This window comes from Pseudarthrobacter sp. CC4 (assembly GCF_048957775.1).
In the GTDB taxonomy this organism is placed as follows: domain Bacteria; phylum Actinomycetota; class Actinomycetes; order Actinomycetales; family Micrococcaceae; genus Arthrobacter.
Window position 1 is genome coordinate 35,352 of sequence record NZ_JARCCZ010000020.1, and the last position, 17,475, is coordinate 52,826.

The 17,475-nt window shown below is 65.6% G+C and carries 15 protein-coding genes and 2 tRNA genes; 11 read left to right on the plus strand and 6 right to left on the minus strand.

The genetic code is table 11. The features are described 5' to 3' along the window. Position 1: 1 nt before the first annotated feature. Positions 2-685: a mechanosensitive ion channel family protein gene (locus tag PV768_RS14565; RefSeq protein ID WP_157241955.1), complete on the minus strand. Its 684-nt coding sequence runs from the start codon at positions 683-685 to the stop codon at positions 2-4. Between the two features lie 117 nt (positions 686-802). Between PV768_RS14565 and PV768_RS14570 the strand changes: the two genes are divergently transcribed. Next, entirely contained in the window at positions 803-1,786 is a 984-nt protein-coding gene (locus PV768_RS14570; RefSeq protein ID WP_321213757.1) for an NAD-dependent epimerase/dehydratase family protein, read from the plus strand. Here PV768_RS14570 and PV768_RS14575 read toward each other — a convergent pair. Together PV768_RS14575 and pepN are read right to left on the minus strand one after the other, a co-directional pair. Next, entirely contained in the window at positions 1,783-2,256 is a 474-nt protein-coding gene (locus tag PV768_RS14575) for an OsmC family protein (protein ID WP_157241957.1), read from the minus strand. The genes PV768_RS14570 and PV768_RS14575 overlap by 4 nt on opposite strands. Further along, complete coding sequence (gene pepN / locus PV768_RS14580; RefSeq protein ID WP_421093383.1) at positions 2,253-4,832, minus strand: aminopeptidase N; 2,580 nt, start codon at positions 4,830-4,832, stop codon at positions 2,253-2,255. Before pepN ends, PV768_RS14575 begins: the two co-directional genes overlap by 4 nt. Positions 4,833-4,998: 166 nt before the next feature. Between pepN and PV768_RS14585 the strand changes: the two genes are divergently transcribed. From PV768_RS14585 to PV768_RS14595, 3 genes are all read left to right on the plus strand, one after another. Continuing rightward, on the plus strand, positions 4,999-6,018 hold the full coding sequence (locus PV768_RS14585; protein ID WP_321213755.1) for a hypothetical protein: 1,020 nt from the start codon (positions 4,999-5,001) through the stop codon (positions 6,016-6,018). Positions 6,019-6,099: 81 nt separating this feature from the next. After that, positions 6,100-6,594 (plus strand): ribose-5-phosphate isomerase, encoded by a 495-nt coding sequence (locus PV768_RS14590; protein ID WP_321213754.1) that lies wholly within the window; start codon positions 6,100-6,102, stop codon positions 6,592-6,594. Beyond that, positions 6,594-7,544 (plus strand): Fpg/Nei family DNA glycosylase, encoded by a 951-nt coding sequence (locus tag PV768_RS14595; RefSeq protein ID WP_323057033.1) that lies wholly within the window; start codon positions 6,594-6,596, stop codon positions 7,542-7,544. Before PV768_RS14590 ends, PV768_RS14595 begins: the two co-directional genes overlap by 1 nt. Positions 7,545-7,639: 95 nt before the next feature. Here the strand turns inward: PV768_RS14595 and PV768_RS14600 are convergent. After that, positions 7,640-7,713 (minus strand) — tRNA-Gly (locus PV768_RS14600). Positions 7,714-7,854: 141 nt separating this feature from the next. Here PV768_RS14600 and PV768_RS14605 point away from each other — a divergent pair. From PV768_RS14605 to PV768_RS14630, 6 genes are all read left to right on the plus strand, one after another. After that, positions 7,855-7,929, plus strand: a tRNA-Pro gene (locus tag PV768_RS14605). Positions 7,930-8,010: 81 nt separating this feature from the next. After that, the gene (gene tig / locus PV768_RS14610; RefSeq protein WP_323057034.1) at positions 8,011-9,402 is read left to right on the plus strand and encodes a trigger factor; all 1,392 of its coding nucleotides are present in this window, start codon (positions 8,011-8,013) and stop codon (positions 9,400-9,402) included. Positions 9,403-9,628: 226 nt separating this feature from the next. Further along, complete coding sequence (locus PV768_RS14615; RefSeq protein WP_157243122.1) at positions 9,629-10,252, plus strand: ATP-dependent Clp protease proteolytic subunit; 624 nt, start codon at positions 9,629-9,631, stop codon at positions 10,250-10,252. 37 nt (positions 10,253-10,289) lie between these two features. Then, entirely contained in the window at positions 10,290-10,949 is a 660-nt protein-coding gene (locus tag PV768_RS14620; RefSeq protein ID WP_157241960.1) for an ATP-dependent Clp protease proteolytic subunit, read from the plus strand. Positions 10,950-11,125: 176 nt separating this feature from the next. Beyond that, a complete protein-coding gene (clpX, locus tag PV768_RS14625) occupies positions 11,126-12,406 on the plus strand; it encodes an ATP-dependent Clp protease ATP-binding subunit ClpX (RefSeq protein ID WP_157241961.1) in 1,281 nt (426 codons plus the stop codon). 84 nt (positions 12,407-12,490) lie between these two features. Then, positions 12,491-13,105 (plus strand): DsbA family protein, encoded by a 615-nt coding sequence (locus tag PV768_RS14630; protein ID WP_157241962.1) that lies wholly within the window; start codon positions 12,491-12,493, stop codon positions 13,103-13,105. 350 nt (positions 13,106-13,455) lie between these two features. Here PV768_RS14630 and valS read toward each other — a convergent pair whose 3' ends face one another. Next, a complete protein-coding gene (gene valS, locus PV768_RS14635) occupies positions 13,456-16,077 on the minus strand; it encodes a valine--tRNA ligase (RefSeq protein ID WP_421093384.1) in 2,622 nt (873 codons plus the stop codon). 125 nt (positions 16,078-16,202) lie between these two features. Between valS and PV768_RS14640 the strand changes: the two genes are divergently transcribed. Continuing rightward, positions 16,203-16,964 (plus strand): SDR family oxidoreductase, encoded by a 762-nt coding sequence (locus tag PV768_RS14640; protein WP_421093385.1) that lies wholly within the window; start codon positions 16,203-16,205, stop codon positions 16,962-16,964. Positions 16,965-16,971: 7 nt separating this feature from the next. Here PV768_RS14640 and PV768_RS14645 read toward each other — a convergent pair whose 3' ends face one another. Next, on the minus strand, positions 16,972-17,355 hold the full coding sequence (locus PV768_RS14645) for a hypothetical protein (RefSeq protein WP_421093386.1): 384 nt from the start codon (positions 17,353-17,355) through the stop codon (positions 16,972-16,974). Positions 17,356-17,475 lie beyond the last annotated feature (120 nt).

The window sequence follows — 17,475 nt, forward strand, 5'->3', positions numbered from 1 at the left end:
CCTAGTCTCCGGCCTTCTGGTCAGTCTTCTTGGGTTCGGCATGATCCGTGCCCTGGTCCGTAGTGCCGTCCTCCGACTCGTGCAGCGGCACATAGTTGCCTTGCGAACGGTTGCCGACGCGCAGGATCTCGCCGTTGCGCAGGTACCAGATAGCGCCGTCGTCCGAGCGGACGCGCGTGATGCGCAGGCCCATGGACTCCACCACGCCAACAACCTCGCTGGTCTCGATCACGTCGCCGATTCCGTACTGGTCTTCAATGGTAATGAAGATCCCGGCCAGGAAGTCGCGGATCAGCTGCTGGGCACCGAAGCCGATGGCCACACCCAGGATGCCGACGCTCGTCAGCAGGGGTGCGATGTTAATGTCCAGGTTCTGCAGGACGTACATGCCGGTGATGATCACCACGAGCACGCCAACCACGCTGTTCAGCAGCGAGCCGATGGTTTCCGCACGCTGGACGCGCCGTTCATGGTCCAGGGCCCTAAAGGCAGGGGCAGCCCATTTGAAGGTGGGCTTCTTGAAGAAGTTGCTGCCTGCCGCCACGCGCCTGGTGATCCGGGAAATCACGAACGTGGCTACCAGCCAGATGGCGACGCCGACGCCGAGGCTGATCACGATGCCCGTGACGCTGATGCCGTCCGGCTGGCTGGCGGTGGACGGAAGGATCGACAACGTGCTGACCATAAGGGGGAAGTACTCCTGCTGTTCTTCGGCTGCGCCGGGAAGGGATGCCGCAGCGCCGGTTACGCCCGGCGCGGAAGGCTCTGTTCTTCCTCAACACTATCGCCGTAGCGTCTGAACATGCGCATTCTTGTCCTCGGCGGAACAGCCTTCCTGTCCGCAGAAATTGCCCGCCAGGCGGTGGCGGCGGGACACGACGTCACCTGCCTTGCCCGAGGTTCCGCGGCGGCCCCGCCAGCGGGAACCACGTGGCTGAGGGAGGACCGTTCACTGGGCGCGGACGCCTACGCGGGCGCCGAGGGGGAGTGGGACGAGGTGGTGGACGTGGCCCGGGATCCCGTCCCCGCCGCCGAAGCCCTGGACGCCCTCGCACACCGGGCAGCGCACTGGACGTTCGTCTCCAGTTGCTCCGTCTACGCCGACGCCTCTCATGCAAACGAAACTGAGGATGCAGCGCTCCTGCAGCCCCTGGCGCCGGGAACTCCCTCCACTCCGGAGAACTACGGCGAGTCGAAGGCGGCCATCGAGGCCGCCACCCTCAAAGCGGCAGGCGGAAAAGCCCACCTCTGCCGTGCCGGCCTGATCGGCGGCCCGGGGGACAGCTCGGACCGCTACGGCTACTGGCCGGCCCGCTTCGCCAGGAACAACAAGCCGGTGGTGGTTCCCGCCGTCGACCATCCGACCCAGGTCATCGACGTCCGCGACCTTGCTGCCTGGATCCTCCGGGCGGCCGGGAAGGGCGTGGCCGGAGCGTTGAACGCCCTGGGCGGGCAGGTGGCCTTCGGAACGTATCTTGCCGCCGCCAGGGAAACCGCCGGCCACGACGGCGAGGTTCTTCCGGCGGAAGAAGAGTGGCTTGCGAACCAGGGCGTCAACTACTGGGCAGGCCCGGACTCGCTGCCGCTTTGGCTCCCGCCCGGGCATGAGGGCTTCATGGCGCGGAGCAACCGGGCAGCCGTCGCTGCCGGGCTGCAGCTGCGGCCGTGGCGGGAGACGCTGCAGGACACCTTGCGGGACGAGCGGGCGCGAGGGCTGGACAGGCCCCGGAAGGCCGGGCTGTCCCCCGGAACCGAGGCGCGCCTCGCCGCCAGCCTGCCGTCCTAAGCCGCCACTGTCACCGGTTCATGCTCCACCGGGAAGTTCACGCTGCGGGCGATGAAGCACAGCTGGTTCGCCTCGTGGTGAAGCTGGCCGGCCAGCTCCACCTGCGCCGCATCGGCCACGGTCACGTGCGGCCGGAGCGTCACGCGTTCAAACTGGCCGCTGCCGTCCCGGTTCAGGGTCATCAGCCCGAAGGCCTCGTCCCGGTAGTCCGTGACCACCACGCCGTGCTTTACCGCCACGTGCAGGAAAGAGAGCATATGGCACTGGGCAAGTGCCGCCAGGAGCAGCTGCTCCGGGTTGTACCGCTCCCGGTCTCCGTGGAAGGTGGGGTCCGCGGAGCCCTTGAGGACAGGGAGCCCCGGAATAAGGATGTCGTGGTCGCGTGAGTAGCCGCGGTAGGACGCCGTCCCGCTGCCCGAGTTGCCCGTCCACCGGACCGTCAGCTCATAGCGGTGCTCGTGCAGGCTCATGATGCAGGCACAGCTTCGCCGGGAAGGACATCCGCAGCGCGCGCCCGCAGTGCCCGGGCAACGCCGTCGCGGTTTTCCAGCATCATGCGCCGCAGCGCGGCGCTTGCGGGCGGAAGCGCCGCCAGGAAGCCGTCAGTCCGGTCCACGGTTGCCTGGCTGGTCAGCAGCGCAGGGTAGAGTCCGACGACGATCTGCTGGGCCAGTGCGTGGGTGCGGGTTTCGACGATCCGCGGCACTGCCTCGAAGTACTTTTCGGCGTAGGGCTCCAGCAGGGACCGGTCCAGCACGCGCATGAAGCCGGTGACCGCGGAGCCCTGCAGTGCATTGGAGAGCTCGCCCTTGACCACAATGGAATCCCAGGCGGCTGCCTTCGCCTCCGCCGTGGGGATGGCGGCCTTGGCAAGGGCAGCGGCATTCTGGCCGCTGGAGGTATTGTCCCGCGCAAGTTCCGCGTCGATGCCGTCCTGGCCGAGGCGTCCGCCCACCACAAGTGACGCGACCAGCTCCCAGCGCAGGTCCTGGTCAACACCCAGCCCGTCCAGGACCAGGGAGCCGTCAAGGAGGCCCGCCACCTTGTCCAGCTGGGGGGCACTGCCGGCCAGCAGCGCAAACGACTTCACGAACTGCAGCTGCGCGTCCGAGCCGCCCGGCACCTCGGACGCCAGTTCCCACAGCCGGTCCGCCGCAGCCACCGCGGTCGCCTGGCGGTGTTCCTCGGCCACGTAGAAGTTCAGGGTGGTGGCAAGCTGGCGGAGCTGGACCAGGATCACCGAGGAATCGGATTCGGCGGCCACGTTGGCCAGGATCAGCTCCACGTACCGCCGTGCCGGGGTTTCGCCGTCCCGGGCAGCGTCCCACGCCGAGTTCCACACGAGCGTCCGCGGCAGGCTCTGGCTGAAGTCCTTCAGGTGGGCGGTCGCCGTCGCAAGCGATTTTTCGTCCAGCCGCACCTTGGCGTAGGCGAGGTCGTCGTCATTGACCAGGACCAGGTCCGGCCGGACCAGCCCCACCAGCGCCGGAACTTCGGTCCGCCCGCCGTCGACATCCAGTTCCTCGCGGTGCACCCGCTCCAGCTTGCCGGCGTCGTTAAGGTTGTAGAACCCCACGGCGAGCCGGTGCGGGCGGATGGTGGGCCAATCGTCCACGGCGGACTGCACGATGGCGAAGGACGTGAGCCGGCCGTCGCCGTCAACCTCGAGCTCCGGCTTCAGGGTGTTGACGCCGGCGGTTTCCAGCCACTGCCGCCCCCAGTCATCCAGGTCGCGGCCGCTGGCCTTCTCCAGTTCCACCAGCAGGTCGCCCAGCTCGGTGTTCTGCCAGGAATGCTTGGCGAAGTACTCGCGCACGCCGGCCATGAACTGGTCCGGGCCCACCCACGCCACCAGCTGGCGGAGCACCGAAGCGCCCTTGGCGTAGGTGATGCCGTCGAAGTTGACCTCCACGTCCTGCAGGTCGTTGATCTCGGCGAAGATGGGGTGCGTCGTGGGCAGCTGGTCCTGGCGGTAGGCCCAGGACTTCTCAACGGAGGCGAACGTGGTCCAGGCGCTGGTGAACTTCGTCGCCTCGACGGCTGCCAGGTGGGACATGTACTCGGCGAAGGACTCGTTGAGCCACAGGTCGTTCCACCAGCGCATTGTCACCAGGTCGCCGAACCACATATGCGCGAGTTCGTGGAGGACGGTGATGGCCCGGCGTTCCACCTGCGCGTCGGTGACTTTGCCCCGGAAGACGTAGCCCTCCAGGATGGTCACCGCGCCGGCGTTTTCCATGGCGCCGGCGTTGAACTCGGGCACAAAGAGCTGGTCGTACTTCTCGAACGGGTAGGGGCAGCCGAACTGCGCCTCGAAGAACTCAAAGCCCTGCCGGGTGAGTTCGAAGATGTTGTCCGCGTCCAGGTACTGCATCAGGGACTTCCGGGCGAAGACGCCGAGCGGGATGACGCGGCCGTCCGAGCTGGCCACCTCGCTGCGCACCGACTGGTAGGGGCCGGCAACCAGCGCAGTGACGTAAGAGGAGAGCCGGGGAGTGGGGGAGAAGGCCCACACGGAGCGGGCACCGCCGTCGTCCGCTGCGGTGGTTTCCACGGGCGCCGGCGTGGGCGAGTTCGAGATGACGTCCCAGTGGGAGGGGGCCGTGACGGTGAACGTGAAGGTTGCCTTCAGGTCCGGCTGCTCGAAGACGGCGAACATCCTGCGCGAATCAGGAACCTCGAACTGCGTGTAGAGGTAGACCTCGTTGTCCACCGGATCCACGAAGCGGTGGAGTCCCTCGCCGGTGTTCATATACGGGGCATCGGCCACCACCGTGAGTTCGTTGTGTTCCTCGAGGTCCGGGAGCTGGATCCTGACGCCGTCCGCCACTGTGGCCGGATCAAGGCTCTTGCCGTTCAGGGTGACGCTGTGCACCGCGCGTGTGATTGCGTCTATGAATGTTGAGGACCCTGGCGTCGCGCTGAACTTCACCGTGGTGGTGCTGCCAAAGACCTCTCCGCCCCGGGTCAGGTCCAGGCTGACGTCATAGGATTCGACGGCGATCAGTTCGGCACGTTCGCTGGCTTCAGCTCGCGTCAGATTCATACCTGGCAAAGTGGGGCCTCCAGAAAGGTTGCGTCTGCCTGCTGGCGTGCCCAGCGGCGGCATTGTTCATTCTTGCATTCCGCCAGCCTTGGCAAGTAGCACGGCCCGGGATGGCTGCCGCGTGAGGCGGAAAGCCGCCGGCCGGCCGTGGGAGTAGCGTTAAATCATGGGAAAGTTCATGGAGTCGATGGACACGAAAGCCCTTCGGTTTGTGGTGGGGTTCCCGCTGCTGGTGGCGGCGGCCTTCGTGGTGTGCGCCTTCCTGATCCGGCCGGACCTTCCGGAGCCGCTCGCCATCCGGTGGACGGACGACGGCGGCGCCTCCTTCGCGCCCTTCGGCGCCTACGTCACGGCAGGAGCCTTAATGATCCTGGCCGGCGGCTGGCTGGTCCTCTTCCAGGCCGTGCCCGTCAGCAGGCCCGTGCTGATGCGCCGGATCATGATGGGCGCCGGGATGTTCTTCACGCTCTTCGTCACCAGCGCCCTCGCTGCCGGCATCGTGGGACAGGCAGGGCTGGCGGACGCCCGTGAATCCCATGTGGACATGACCGTCCTGGCACTCGGAAGCGGGGCGGCCCTGTCGCTCGGCGTGATTGTTGCCTTTACCTTCAAAGCGGACCAGCAGTGGTCACCGGACGACGACCGGGCCCTTCAACTGGCCATCGCGAGGGAGGCTGACCCCGACCTGACACGGGACGACATCCGGCTCTGGGTCCATGCCCGCAGTTCGGTATTCGTCATGATCGCCATCGCATCGCTGCTTCCGTCTGCCCTTATCGCCGTTGCCGTGCCCTGGCTCGGCGCGCTCCTCGTGCTCCTCGCGGCGACGGGCGCGGCGTTCCTGTTCGCGCGCATCAAAGCCGACCGCCGCGGCCTGAAAGTCCTGCTGGCCGGCATCGTTCCGGTCATGAACGTCCCGGCCGGAGCCATCTCGGGCGCTACCGCCGCCGAGGTGAAGGCCGCAGACTATGGGGGGTGGGGCTACCGGCACCACGGCGGCACTGCCGCCATGCTCGTCAGCAGCGGTCCCGCCGTCGTCGTCAGCAAAACCGACGGCCAGCGCCTCGCGGTGAGCGGGGGCAGTACTGCCTCGGCGGCGAGGCTGGCCGAGGTACTGACGCGGGTTGCTGAAAGGGCCCGGCCCGGCGGCGGGGCGGCGCCGACTCCCGGCCAGCCGGAGTCCTAGTATTCTTGACCGTGTTGTCCTGACCCTGGCCTGCGCCGTCCCGGCCGGCTGCCTGCGCCCCCAACCGAACGGATTCTGCTCGTGACATCATCCCCTGCCTTCCCGCGGGTCCACATCGCCACCGACCATGCGGGCATGGAACTGAGCGCCCACCTGGTGTCCCACCTGACAGCCAAGGGCTATGAGGTGGTGGACCACGGCCCCAAGGCCTACGACGCCCAGGACGACTACCCCTCTTTCTGCATCAATGCCGCCCTTGCCGTGGTTGCCGACCAGCAGGCAGGCATCCACGCCCTGGGCATCGTGTTGGGCGGCTCGGGCAACGGGGAGCAGATCGCCGCCAACAAGGTCAAGGGCGTCAGGGCTGCCCTGGCCTGGAACCACTCGACCGCCACACTCGCCCGCGAGCACAATGACGCCAATGTCGTGGCTGTCGGCGGCCGCCAGCACACGGTGGAGGAAGCGACCCGGCTGGTCGAGGCCTTCCTGACCGAGCCCTTCAGCAATGACGAGCGCCACGTCCGCCGCATCGGCAAGATCGCCGCCTACGAAGCAACCGGCGAGGTCATCGAGTAGTGCCCGAAGGGCATTCCGTCCGCCGCCTGGCGCGGCAGTTCGGGGACGTATTCGGCGGCCGGCGGCTCACTGTGTCCAGCCCGCAGGGCCGGTTCAGCGGAGGCGCCGCGCTCCTGGATGGGCGCACCCTGCTCGTGGCCGAGGCGCACGGCAAGCACCTGTTCCTGCACTTCGACAACACCTTGGTGCTGCATGTGCATCTGGGCCTGTACGGTGCCTGGAGTTTTGGCGGCGACAGCACGTTCGCCGGCTCCTCCAGCATCGGTGCCCCGCGCCGGGTGGGGGAGCGGGAGACGTTCCCGGACGCGAACGACGGCGACGGCGCCGGCACGAACGGAGGCAGCGCCTATGCCGGTCCGCCGGACCCCGTGGGGGCCGTGCGGGTCAGGCTGGCCAGCAGCAACGGGTGGGCCGACCTGAGGGGTGCCACCACCTGCGAGGCGATTACCGCGGCAGAGGCTGACGCCGTCCTCGCCCGGCTGGGGCCGGACCCGCTGCGGAACCTGCGGGGCGACGCCGGACGGTTCGCGGCCAATTTGCAGGGCCGGAAAACTCCGGTGGCTGCACTCCTGATGGACCAAAAGATCATCGCCGGCGTCGGCAACGTCTACCGCGCCGAGGTCCTTTTCCGCCGGCGTATCGATCCCTGGCTGCCGGGAACCGCACTGCCCGACGCCGAGGCACGCAAGTTGTGGCGCGACGTCGTGACCGTCATGAACGACGGCGTTGCCGACGGCCGCATCATCACCACAACGCCCAGGTACTGGTCGGAAAGCGGCAAGGCAACCGCCGCCGCCTTGAAAAGCGGGACCTTCCCGGCGCGGGACAATGCCCATTACGTCTACAAGCGGGACGGGATGCCGTGCCGGGTCTGCGGCACCACGGTGCTGATTGCTGAACTGGCGGGGCGCAAACTCTATTGGTGCCCCTTCTGCCAGCAGCAGGCGTGAACGGGGGCTGCCGGCAAAGTCCCCACGATGGCTTGCCGGCACCGGGGCCCAACGGATTAAAAAGAAAGGCCCCTCTTCGGAGGGGCCTGTCTGTTTGGAGGGGACGACGGGAATCGAACCCGCGTAATCAGTTTGGAAGACTGAGGCTTTACCATTAAGCTACGTCCCCGGAAGAACTGCATCTGCAATATTAGCAGGCCTGCAACTCCGGGCTGGCTGTTCAAGCCGGATACAACTAAACCTAATCCATGGGCTACGTGTCAAATGTGCAAACTGGGCGCGGATCACCGTAGACTTGCCTGTGCACTAACGGGGTGTAGCTCAGCTTGGCTAGAGCGCCTGCTTTGGGAGCAGGAAGTCGCAGGTTCAAATCCTGTCACCCCGACTCTGCGGCCCGGACCACTCGGCCTGGACAAAACATTGCGTTTGCAGAAACCCATCCCACAATCCCAGGAGTACTTAGACCGTGAAGAGCGCTGTCGAGAACCTCACCCCCACGCGGGTCAAGCTCAATGTTGAGGTCCCCTTTGAGGAATTGAAGCCCAGCATCGACTCGGCCTACAAGACCGTTGCTTCGCAGATCCAGGTCCCGGGCTTCCGTAAGGGCAAAGTCCCCGCCAAGCTCATCGACCAGCGCGTCGGCCGCGGCTACGTCCTGGAGACTGCCATCAACGAAGGCCTCAACGGCTGGTACCAGGCCGCTGTGCAGGAATCCGGCATCCGCCCCCTGAGCCGCCCCGAGGTTGAGATCACCGAGGTCCCGGACCCCTCCGCAACGGACGGCGGACTGAAGTTCGCTGCCGAGGTGGACGTCCGCCCGGAGATCGAGCTCCCGGACTACTCCGGCATCAAGGTTGAAGTTGCTGCGGCCGAGTCCTCCGACGAGGACGTGGACAAGGCCCTCGACGAACTGCGCGGCCGCTTCGGCACGCTCAAGTCCGTGGACCGCCCCGCCGCGGACGGCGATTTCCTCACCATCGACATCACCGCCAGCATCGACGGCGAAGAGGTTGACTCCGCTTCCGGCCTGTCCTACCAGGTGGGTGCCGGCACCATGCTCGACGGGCTCGACGAAGCCGTCACCGGGCTCAGCGCCGAGGAAGACGCCATCTTCGACACCACTCTGGTGGGCGGCGACCACGCCGGCGAAGCCGCCCAGGTCAAGGTCGTCGTCAAGGCCGTCAAGGAGCGCGAACTCCCCGAGGCAAACGATGACTTCGCCCAGCTGGCTTCCGAGTTCGACACCCTCGCCGAACTGCGCGAAGACCTGGCCAAGCAGGCCGCAGACTCCAAGGTTGTGGAGCAGGGCGTCGAGGCCCGCGACAAGGTCCTGGACAAGCTCGTTGAGCTCGTTGAGGTTCCCGTTCCGGACTCCGTCGTTGAAGAGCAGCTCGAGGCCCACTTCAAGGAGGGCAGCGGGCACGGTGAAGGCGAGCACGACACCGAGGAGCACCGCGAAGAGGTTCGTGCCAACACGGCCCGCGCCTTCCAGAACGAAATCATCCTCGACGCCATTGCCGAGAAGGAAGAAGTCAACGTCAGCCAGAACGAGCTGATCGACTACATCGTGACCACCGCCAGCCAGTACGGCATGGACCCGAACCAGTTCGCCCAGATCATCGACCAGAGCGGCCAGGTTCCCATGATGGTTTCCGAGGTCCGCCGCCGCAAGGCGCTGGCCGTCGTCCTGGGCCAGGCTGAGGTCACCGACACCGAGGGCAAGGCCGTGGACCTGAGCGACTTCGTCCGTCCCGGCGGCGAAGAGGAAGTTCCCGCAGCCGAAGCTGTCGAGGCCGAGGCTGAGACCGCCGAGGCAGCCGTCGAGGAAGACACGGCAGAGGCCAAGGCCCAGGCCTAAGAGCCACTGAGTGGACGGCCCCCGGATCATTGGATCCGGGGGCCGTTTGCGTTGGATCCTGCTGCTTCGCACCGGCCCTGCCGATCGTGCGCCGTCAGCGAACAGCCGCGGATGCGCGAACAAAACACCGCTGAAACCGGTTAGTGTCCAAGTAGTGATTTTCAGTGATGTCACCGTCACCAGCGAGAGGTAAGTACACATGTCACAGCACGCAGAGTCCCCCCGGATGGCTACTGTCGATCCCGCAGCCCAGGACAACTACATCTACAACCGTCTCCTGAAAGAGCGGATCATCTGGCTGGGCTCAGAGGTGCGTGACGACAACGCCAACGCCATCTGCTCGCAGCTGCTCCTGCTGTCCGCCGAGAACCCGGACAAGGACATCTACCTCTACATCAACTCCCCGGGCGGCTCGGTGACGGCAGGCATGGCCATCTACGACACCATGCAGTTCATCCCCAACGACGTCGTCACGGTAGCCACCGGCCTGGCCGCCTCGATGGGACAGTTCCTGCTGTCTTCCGGCACCAAGGGCAAGCGCTACGCGACCCCCAACGCCCGCGTCCTGATGCACCAGCCCTCCGGCGGCATCGGCGGCACCGCCTCGGACATCAAGATCCAGGCCGAGCTCATCCTGCACATGAAGAAGGTCATGGCGGAACTGACGGCCGAGCAGACCGGCCAGACCGTCGAGACCATCCTCAAGGACAACGACCGGGACAAGTGGTTCACGGCAACCGAGGCCCTGGAGTACGGCTTCTTCGACAAGATCGCCGCCCACGCCGGCTCTGTATCCGGTGGCGGCGGAACGGCCAACGGGTCTTCCGGCGAGTCAGCGTCCGAACAGTAATCCGGCACAGAGAAAACTTAGATCAGGAGCAACAAAAATGACCTACAACTTCGGATCGACTGCCGGTAACCTTCCGACCAGCCGTTATGTCCTGCCCCAGTTCGAGGAACGCACTCCGTACGGCTTCAAGCGCCAGGACCCCTACACCAAGCTCTTCGAAGACCGCATTATCTTCCTTGGTGTGCAGGTGGATGACGCCTCTGCCGATGACGTCATGGCCCAGCTGCTGGTCCTCGAGTCCACTGACCCGGACCGCGACATCACCCTCTACATCAACTCGCCCGGCGGCTCTTTTACCGCCATGACGGCCATCTACGACACCATGCAGTACATCCGCCCCGAGATCCAGACGGTCTGCCTCGGCCAGGCCGCAAGCGCCGCTGCCGTACTGCTGGCGGCAGGTACTCCCGGAAAGCGCCTGGCCCTCCCGAACGCCCGCGTCCTGATCCACCAGCCGGCGCTGTCCGGCGGCCAGGGCGGACAGGCCTCAGACCTGGAGATCCAGGCAGCCGAAGTCATGCGGATGCGCTCCTGGCTGGAAGACACGCTCGCCCACCACTCGGGACGGACGTCAGAGCAGGTCAACAACGACATCGAGCGCGACAAGATCCTCACCGCGGCAGAAGCGCAGACGTACGGCCTGATCGACCAGGTCCTGGATTCACGGAAGATCAAACCGCAGGCGATCAGCCGGTAACGGTAAAGTAATGGGCCGGTGGGGCCAATCATTTGGCTCCACCGGCCTTTTCCTTCCACCCTGGGAAGCGAATGTGACCTAGAGTGGATGGTGTCACAACCGGTCCGTGCAGGCCCGGTGGAGATTCCAGCAACGGAGCAAGGCTGCCTGGCAGCAGGATACTAAGGGGTTCACATATGGCTCGGATTGGCGAGAGCACGGATCTGCTGAAGTGCTCTTTCTGCGGAAAGAGCCAAAAGCAGGTGCGCAAGCTCATAGCCGGGCCCGGTGTCTACATCTGCGATGAATGCATTGAGCTCTGCAACGAGATCATTGAAGAGGAGCTCGCGGAAGTTGCTGACCTGGGAAGCTTCGAACTTCCCAAACCGCGCGAGATCTTCGATTTCCTGCAGGAGTACGTCATTGGCCAGGAGCCTGCCAAGCGTTCCCTCGCCGTCGCCGTCTACAACCACTACAAGCGGATCCAGGCCGGCCACGCCCCTAAATCCGGAAGCCTTGCCGACGGCGGCCACCACGACGACGTCGAGATTGCCAAGTCCAACATCCTGCTCATCGGCCCCACCGGCTGTGGCAAGACCTACCTCGCCCAGACCCTCGCCCGCCGCCTGAACGTTCCCTTCGCCGTAGCTGACGCCACGGCCCTGACCGAGGCCGGGTACGTCGGTGAAGACGTGGAGAACATCCTCCTCAAGCTCATCCAGGCCGCCGACTACGACGTGAAGAAGGCTGAGCAGGGCATCATCTACATCGATGAGATCGACAAGATTTCCCGCAAGAGCGAAAACCCCTCCATCACCCGCGACGTATCCGGCGAAGGCGTCCAGCAGGCGCTCCTGAAGATCCTGGAAGGCACGGTTGCCTCCGTCCCGCCGCAGGGCGGCCGGAAGCACCCGCACCAGGAATTCATCCAGATTGACACCACAAACGTCCTCTTTATCGTGGCGGGCGCCTTTGCCGGCCTGGAAGAGATCATCGGGTCGCGGTCCGGACGGAAGGGCATAGGCTTCGGCGCCCCCCTGAACGAGGCCAGCAAGAAGGTGGATTCCTACGGTGAAGTGATGCCCGAGGACCTGCTGAAATTCGGCCTGATCCCCGAGTTCATCGGCCGGCTTCCCGTGATCACCACCGTCTCCAACCTGGACCGCGATGCCCTGATCCAGATCCTGTCCACACCCAAGAACGCCCTTGTGAAGCAGTACCAGAAGATGTTCCAGATAGACGGCGTGGAACTGGTGTTTGACGACACAGCCCTTGACGCCATTGCGGAGCAGGCGCTGGAGCGCGGCACCGGCGCCCGGGGGCTGCGGGCCATCATGGAGGAAGTGCTGCTTCCTGTCATGTTCGATCTCCCCAGCCGCGAAGACGTTGCCAGCGTGATCATCACCGAGGACGTCGTGCTGAGGGGTGCGGAACCGACCATCGTTCCCCACGTCGCCAAGCGCCGTAAGTCTGCCTGACTTCCCGGCACAGCGCCGTTACCCGCAGTAGCCCTTACACGTCGTGGCTGCCCCGCGCCACTGAGACCAGCGAAGGAATTCCCTATGACTGAGCCCGCTAAGAACACGGCCGACTTCTGGTTCGATCCGCTGTGCCCGTTCGCCTGGATCACCTCGCGCTGGATAGGCGAAGTGGAGGGCGTCCGCGACATCGGGACGGAGTGGCACGTGATGAGCCTGGCCGTCCTTAACGAAGGCCGGGACCTGGAACCTGCCTACCGCGAATCGATGGACAACGCCTGGGGTATGGTCCGGGTGATCATCGCGGCCCAGGAGGAACACGGCAGGGGCACGGTCAAGCCACTCTACGACGCCATGGGCTCGTTGATCCATGAACAGGGCGAAAAGGACCGCGACCTGGTGATCGCCAAAGCACTTGCTGAATGCGGCCTTCCCGCTTCACTGGCCGGAGCCGCCGCCACCGACGCCTACGACCGCCAGCTCCGGGCCAGCCACGAGGAAGGCATCTCGCGGGTGGGCCAGGACGTTGGAACGCCGGTTGTGGCCTTCAACGGGACGGCATTCTTCGGTCCCGTGCTTACCCGGATCCCGCGGGGCGAGGAAGCCGGCAAGCTGTGGGACGCCACCACCGCGATTGCTTCCTACCCGCATTTCTTCGAATTGAAGCGGAGCAGGACCGAACGTCCGGAATTCAACTAGGCCCGGCCCCTCCGGAAGCCCCGGCGGGAGTGTCCAGAGCCCCGGCCGAACTACTCGTTTGTAGTTCAGCCGGGGCTCTTGCGCATCGCGGTAGCCGGGACAACAATAGTTCTTACCCACTTCGAAAGAAGTGGGACGCAGAAACCAAAGATTCAGTGATATGCATTCGACGCAGCCATCGGCAAAGTCAGGATGCAAGCTACAAGTGACGAACGTAGGAAGACCTGAAGATCGGCGGATTCTGCCAGACCATCAAGACGTCACCGGATGGCCGAAAAGTCGAAGCCCCACCAACGGCAAAACGCTGATGGGGCTTCCCCTTTGCCCGAAAACAGGGCCCAAGGCTGCGGCTATGCTTTCGCCGGCTCCTCCGTGACGGCCAGTTCCACACCGGTGACAGCCAGCTCGCCCTCGCCCACCACTATAGAAATTTCGCGGGCGTTGGAGGCTGCCTTCAGGTCGGCCAGGCCGGCATTCAGTTGCCCTGCGAGTCCAGCTGGAGCCGTGATGGTCGCAGTCAGGACTTCCGTGCGCTGCTTCACCTTCGCCTCGGATTTGGCCTTGCGGACACCGCTGAGGGCAACACCAACCGTTGCGAGCATGGTGGTGTCGCCGCCCGGCACCGCCAGGGCGGCCGGCCACGCGGCGCGGTGGACCGAGCCCTTGCGCCACCAGCTCCACACCTCTTCAGTGGCGAACGGCAGGAACGGCGCGAAGAGCCGCAGCAGGGCGTCCAGGGTGGTGGCGAGGGCTGCCAGCACCGAGGCCTGTTCGGCTTCGCCCGGAGCCCCATAGGCCCTGTCCTTGATGAGCTCCACGTAGTCGTCGGTGAACTGCCAGAAGAAGCTTTCCGTGATCTGCAGCGCCCGTGCGTAGTCGTAGTTCTCGAAGGCCTTCGTGGACTGGGCCACAACGTCGGCGAGCTGTGCCAGGACCGCGCGATCGAGCGGATTGGTGAGGACGGAGAGGTCAGCGGACAGCACCGAGTCCTCCGTGGCGCCCAGGTTCAGGACGAACTTGGACGCATTGAGCAGCTTGATGGCCAGGCGCCGGCCGATCTTCATCTGGGCGATCTCGTAGGCTGTGTCCGCACCGAGCTTGGCCGAAGCGGCCCAGTACCGGACAGCGTCCGAGCCGTATTCCTCCAGCACGTCGGTGGGTACCACCACGTTGCCCTTGGACTTGGACATCTTCTTGCGGTCCGGGTCCAGGATCCAACCGGAGATGGCGGCGTGCTTCCACGGCGCGCTGTTTTCCAGGGCGTCCGCGCGCACCACGGAGGAGAACAGCCAGGTCCGGATGATGTCGTGGCCCTGAGGCCGGACGTCAAAGGGGAAGACCTTGGCGAAGAGGTCTTCGTCGCGCTTCCAGCCGCCCACGATCTTTGGAGTCAGGGAGGACGTGGCCCAGGTGTCCAGGATGTCCGCGTCACCGGTGAAGCCGCCGGGAACATCGCGCTGGCTTTCGTCGAAGCCGGGAGCGGCGTCCGCTGCCGGGTCCACCGGCAGCTGCCCGTCGGAGGGCACGATGGGGGAGTCGTAGTCCGGGTTGCCGTCGGCGTCCAGGGGGTACCAGACGGGGATGGGCACGCCGAAGAAGCGCTGGCGGGAAACCAGCCAGTCACCGTTCAGGCCGGAAATCCAGTTCTCGTAGCGGGAACGCATGAAGGCAGGATGGAAGTCGATCTCCCGGCCCCGTGCGATGAGCCGCTCCCTGCGGTCCTCGTCGCGTCCACCGTTGCGGATGTACCACTGCCGGGACGTGACCACTTCCAGGGGCTTGTCGCCCTTTTCGTAGAAGTTCACGGGATGCATGATCTTCTTGGGCTCGCCCTCAAGCAGGTCTGCGGCGGTGAGGAGCTTCACCACTTCTTCCTTGGCGCTGAAGACTGTCTTGCCGGCAATCGCGGCGAAGGCCTCGCGGCCGGCATCGGTGGTGATCCACTCGGGAGCCTCGCTGACGATCCGGCCGTCCCGGCCAACGATGGCGCGGGTGGGCAGCTGCAGTTCGCGCCACCAGGTGACGTCGGTCAGGTCACCGAACGTACACACCATGGCGATGCCGGAGCCCTTGTCCGCCTTGGCGAGCGGGTGCGCCTTCACCTCAACCTCGACGCCGAAGACGGGCGACGTGACCTTCTTGCCGAACAGCGGCTGGTACCGTTCGTCGTCGGGATTTGCCACCAGTGCGGCGCAGGCAGCCAGCAGTTCGGGACGGGTGGTCTCAATGTGGATCTTCTGTCCGTCCTCGGTGAAGAACGGGTAGCGGTAGTAGGCTCCGGGGACCTCGCGGTCTTCGAGTTCGGCCTGGGCCACTGCGGTACGGAAGGTTACGTCCCAAAGGGTGGGTGCCTCGGCCATGTAGGCGTCGCCCGCCGCCAGGTTGGCCAGGAACGCGCGCTGCGAGACCGCCCGCGAGTTGTCGTCGATGGTCCGGTATGTCAGCTCCCAGTCGACGGACAGGCCCAGTGTCTGGAAGAGGTTTTCGAAGACCTTCTCGTCCTCAACCGCCAGCTCTTCGCAGAGCTCGATGAAGTTCCTTCGGGAGACGACGTCGAAGTCCCGCTGGTTCTTCGCCGGCTGCGCCGGCGGCCGGTAGTCAGGGTTGTACGGGATGGAGGGGTCGCAGCGGACGCCGTAGAAGTTCTGGACCCGGCGCTCGGTGGGCAGGCCGTTGTCGTCCCAGCCCATCGGGTAAAAGACGTTCTTTCCGGTCATGCGCTGGTAGCGCGCCAGCACGTCAGTCTGCGTGTAGGAGAACATGTGCCCCACGTGCAGTGAACCGGAAGCGGTGGGCGGGGGAGTGTCAATCGAATAGACCTGGTCCCGGGTGGTCTCCCGATTGAACTTGTAGGTCCCCTCGGCCAGCCAGCGCTGCGTGAGCGCAGCTTCGAGGCCCTCGAGGGCCGGCTTGTCCGGAACGTTGATGGGGGTGGTGGTGGGCGTGTCTGTACCCTGTTTGTCTTCAGCCATCTGCCAATTGTTTCATGTCCCGCCGCTTCCGCCCGCCCTGCGTCCATGAGGCACCCCGTGAGCTGCGGTTCATCCGCCGACTCATCGGGAGGCGCCCGTTCGGCAGCCCCGGTTAGGGTGGTGCCATGACTGACATTTCGCAGAAAAAAGCAGCATTGGTGACCGGCGCAAGCAGCGGAATCGGAGAGGCCACCGTCCGTGCCCTCGCGGCGGAGGGTTGGACCGTGTTTGCGGTCGCCCGCCGCGCGGATCGCCTCGCCGCCCTGGCGCAGGAGACCGGCGCCGTCGCAGTCCCCGCCGACATTTCCGAGGACGACGACGTGTCCCGGCTTGTGGCGGAGGTGGCCGAAGCGGGCGGCATCGACACGCTGATCAACATCGCCGGCGGTGCCAGGGGCGCCGACACCATCGCAGCAGCCGACACGGAGGACTGGGAGTGGATGTACCGGGTCAACGTGCTGGGCACCATGAAGCTCACCCGGGCGTTCCTGCCGATGCTGCGCGCCTCCGGCGAAGGGACGGTGCTCAACCTGACCTCCACGGCGGGGCTGGCAGCCTATGAGGGCGGCGGCGGGTACAACGCGGCGAAATTCGCCCAGCACGCCCTGACCGTGGCCCTTCGGCTGGAGGAAGCCGAGCACAACGTCCGGGTCATCGAGGTGGCACCGGGGCTGGTCCAGACGGAGGAGTTCGCTTTGAACCGGCTCGGTGACCGGCAGGCCGCGGACAAGGTCTACCAAGGGGTGGAGAAGCCGCTCACTGCAGGTGACGTGGCCGGAGTGGTGCGGTACGCAGTGAGCGTTCCGCACCACGTCAACCTCGACCAGATTGTGGTCCGCCCGGTGGCGCAGGCAGCAAACTACAAACTGATCCGGAAGGGGGCCTGACGCCTGGTCAAAACGCCCGGTAGGCGTATTCCATCGTGTACCCGGTGTTCTGGACACGGACGTTCTGTCCGAACCACCAGGCATCGCGGCAGCGCGTGCTGTAGGCGGGCACCCAGTTCTGTTCGGGATTGGCGAAGCTGGCGTACAGCGTAAAGCTGCCCCAGTTGGCGCCGTAGTTGGTCACGCAGATCCTGGATGCTCCCCAGAGGTTCGTGCTGACGAACGTGGAGGCGCCCGGTGCCAGCAGGCCGTCCGCCTGTGCTGCTGCGACTCCGGCGCCCGACAGGGCTGTGGCGACCGCCGCCGTGGCCACTGTCTTCCGGATGACGCGGCGCCTCTTCCGTGCAGGCGGGGCGATGAATTCTGGGTTGGCGGCTGCTGTGCTGTTCATGACTGCTCCTTAGGGCTCCCGGGGGCCTCCGGTTGAGGCCCCTTCGATGCCTCAACATTGCGCTTTCCGGAAGCAGGGATCGTCGGGCTCCTGCCTTATTTGTGCAGTACCTCTTGAGGG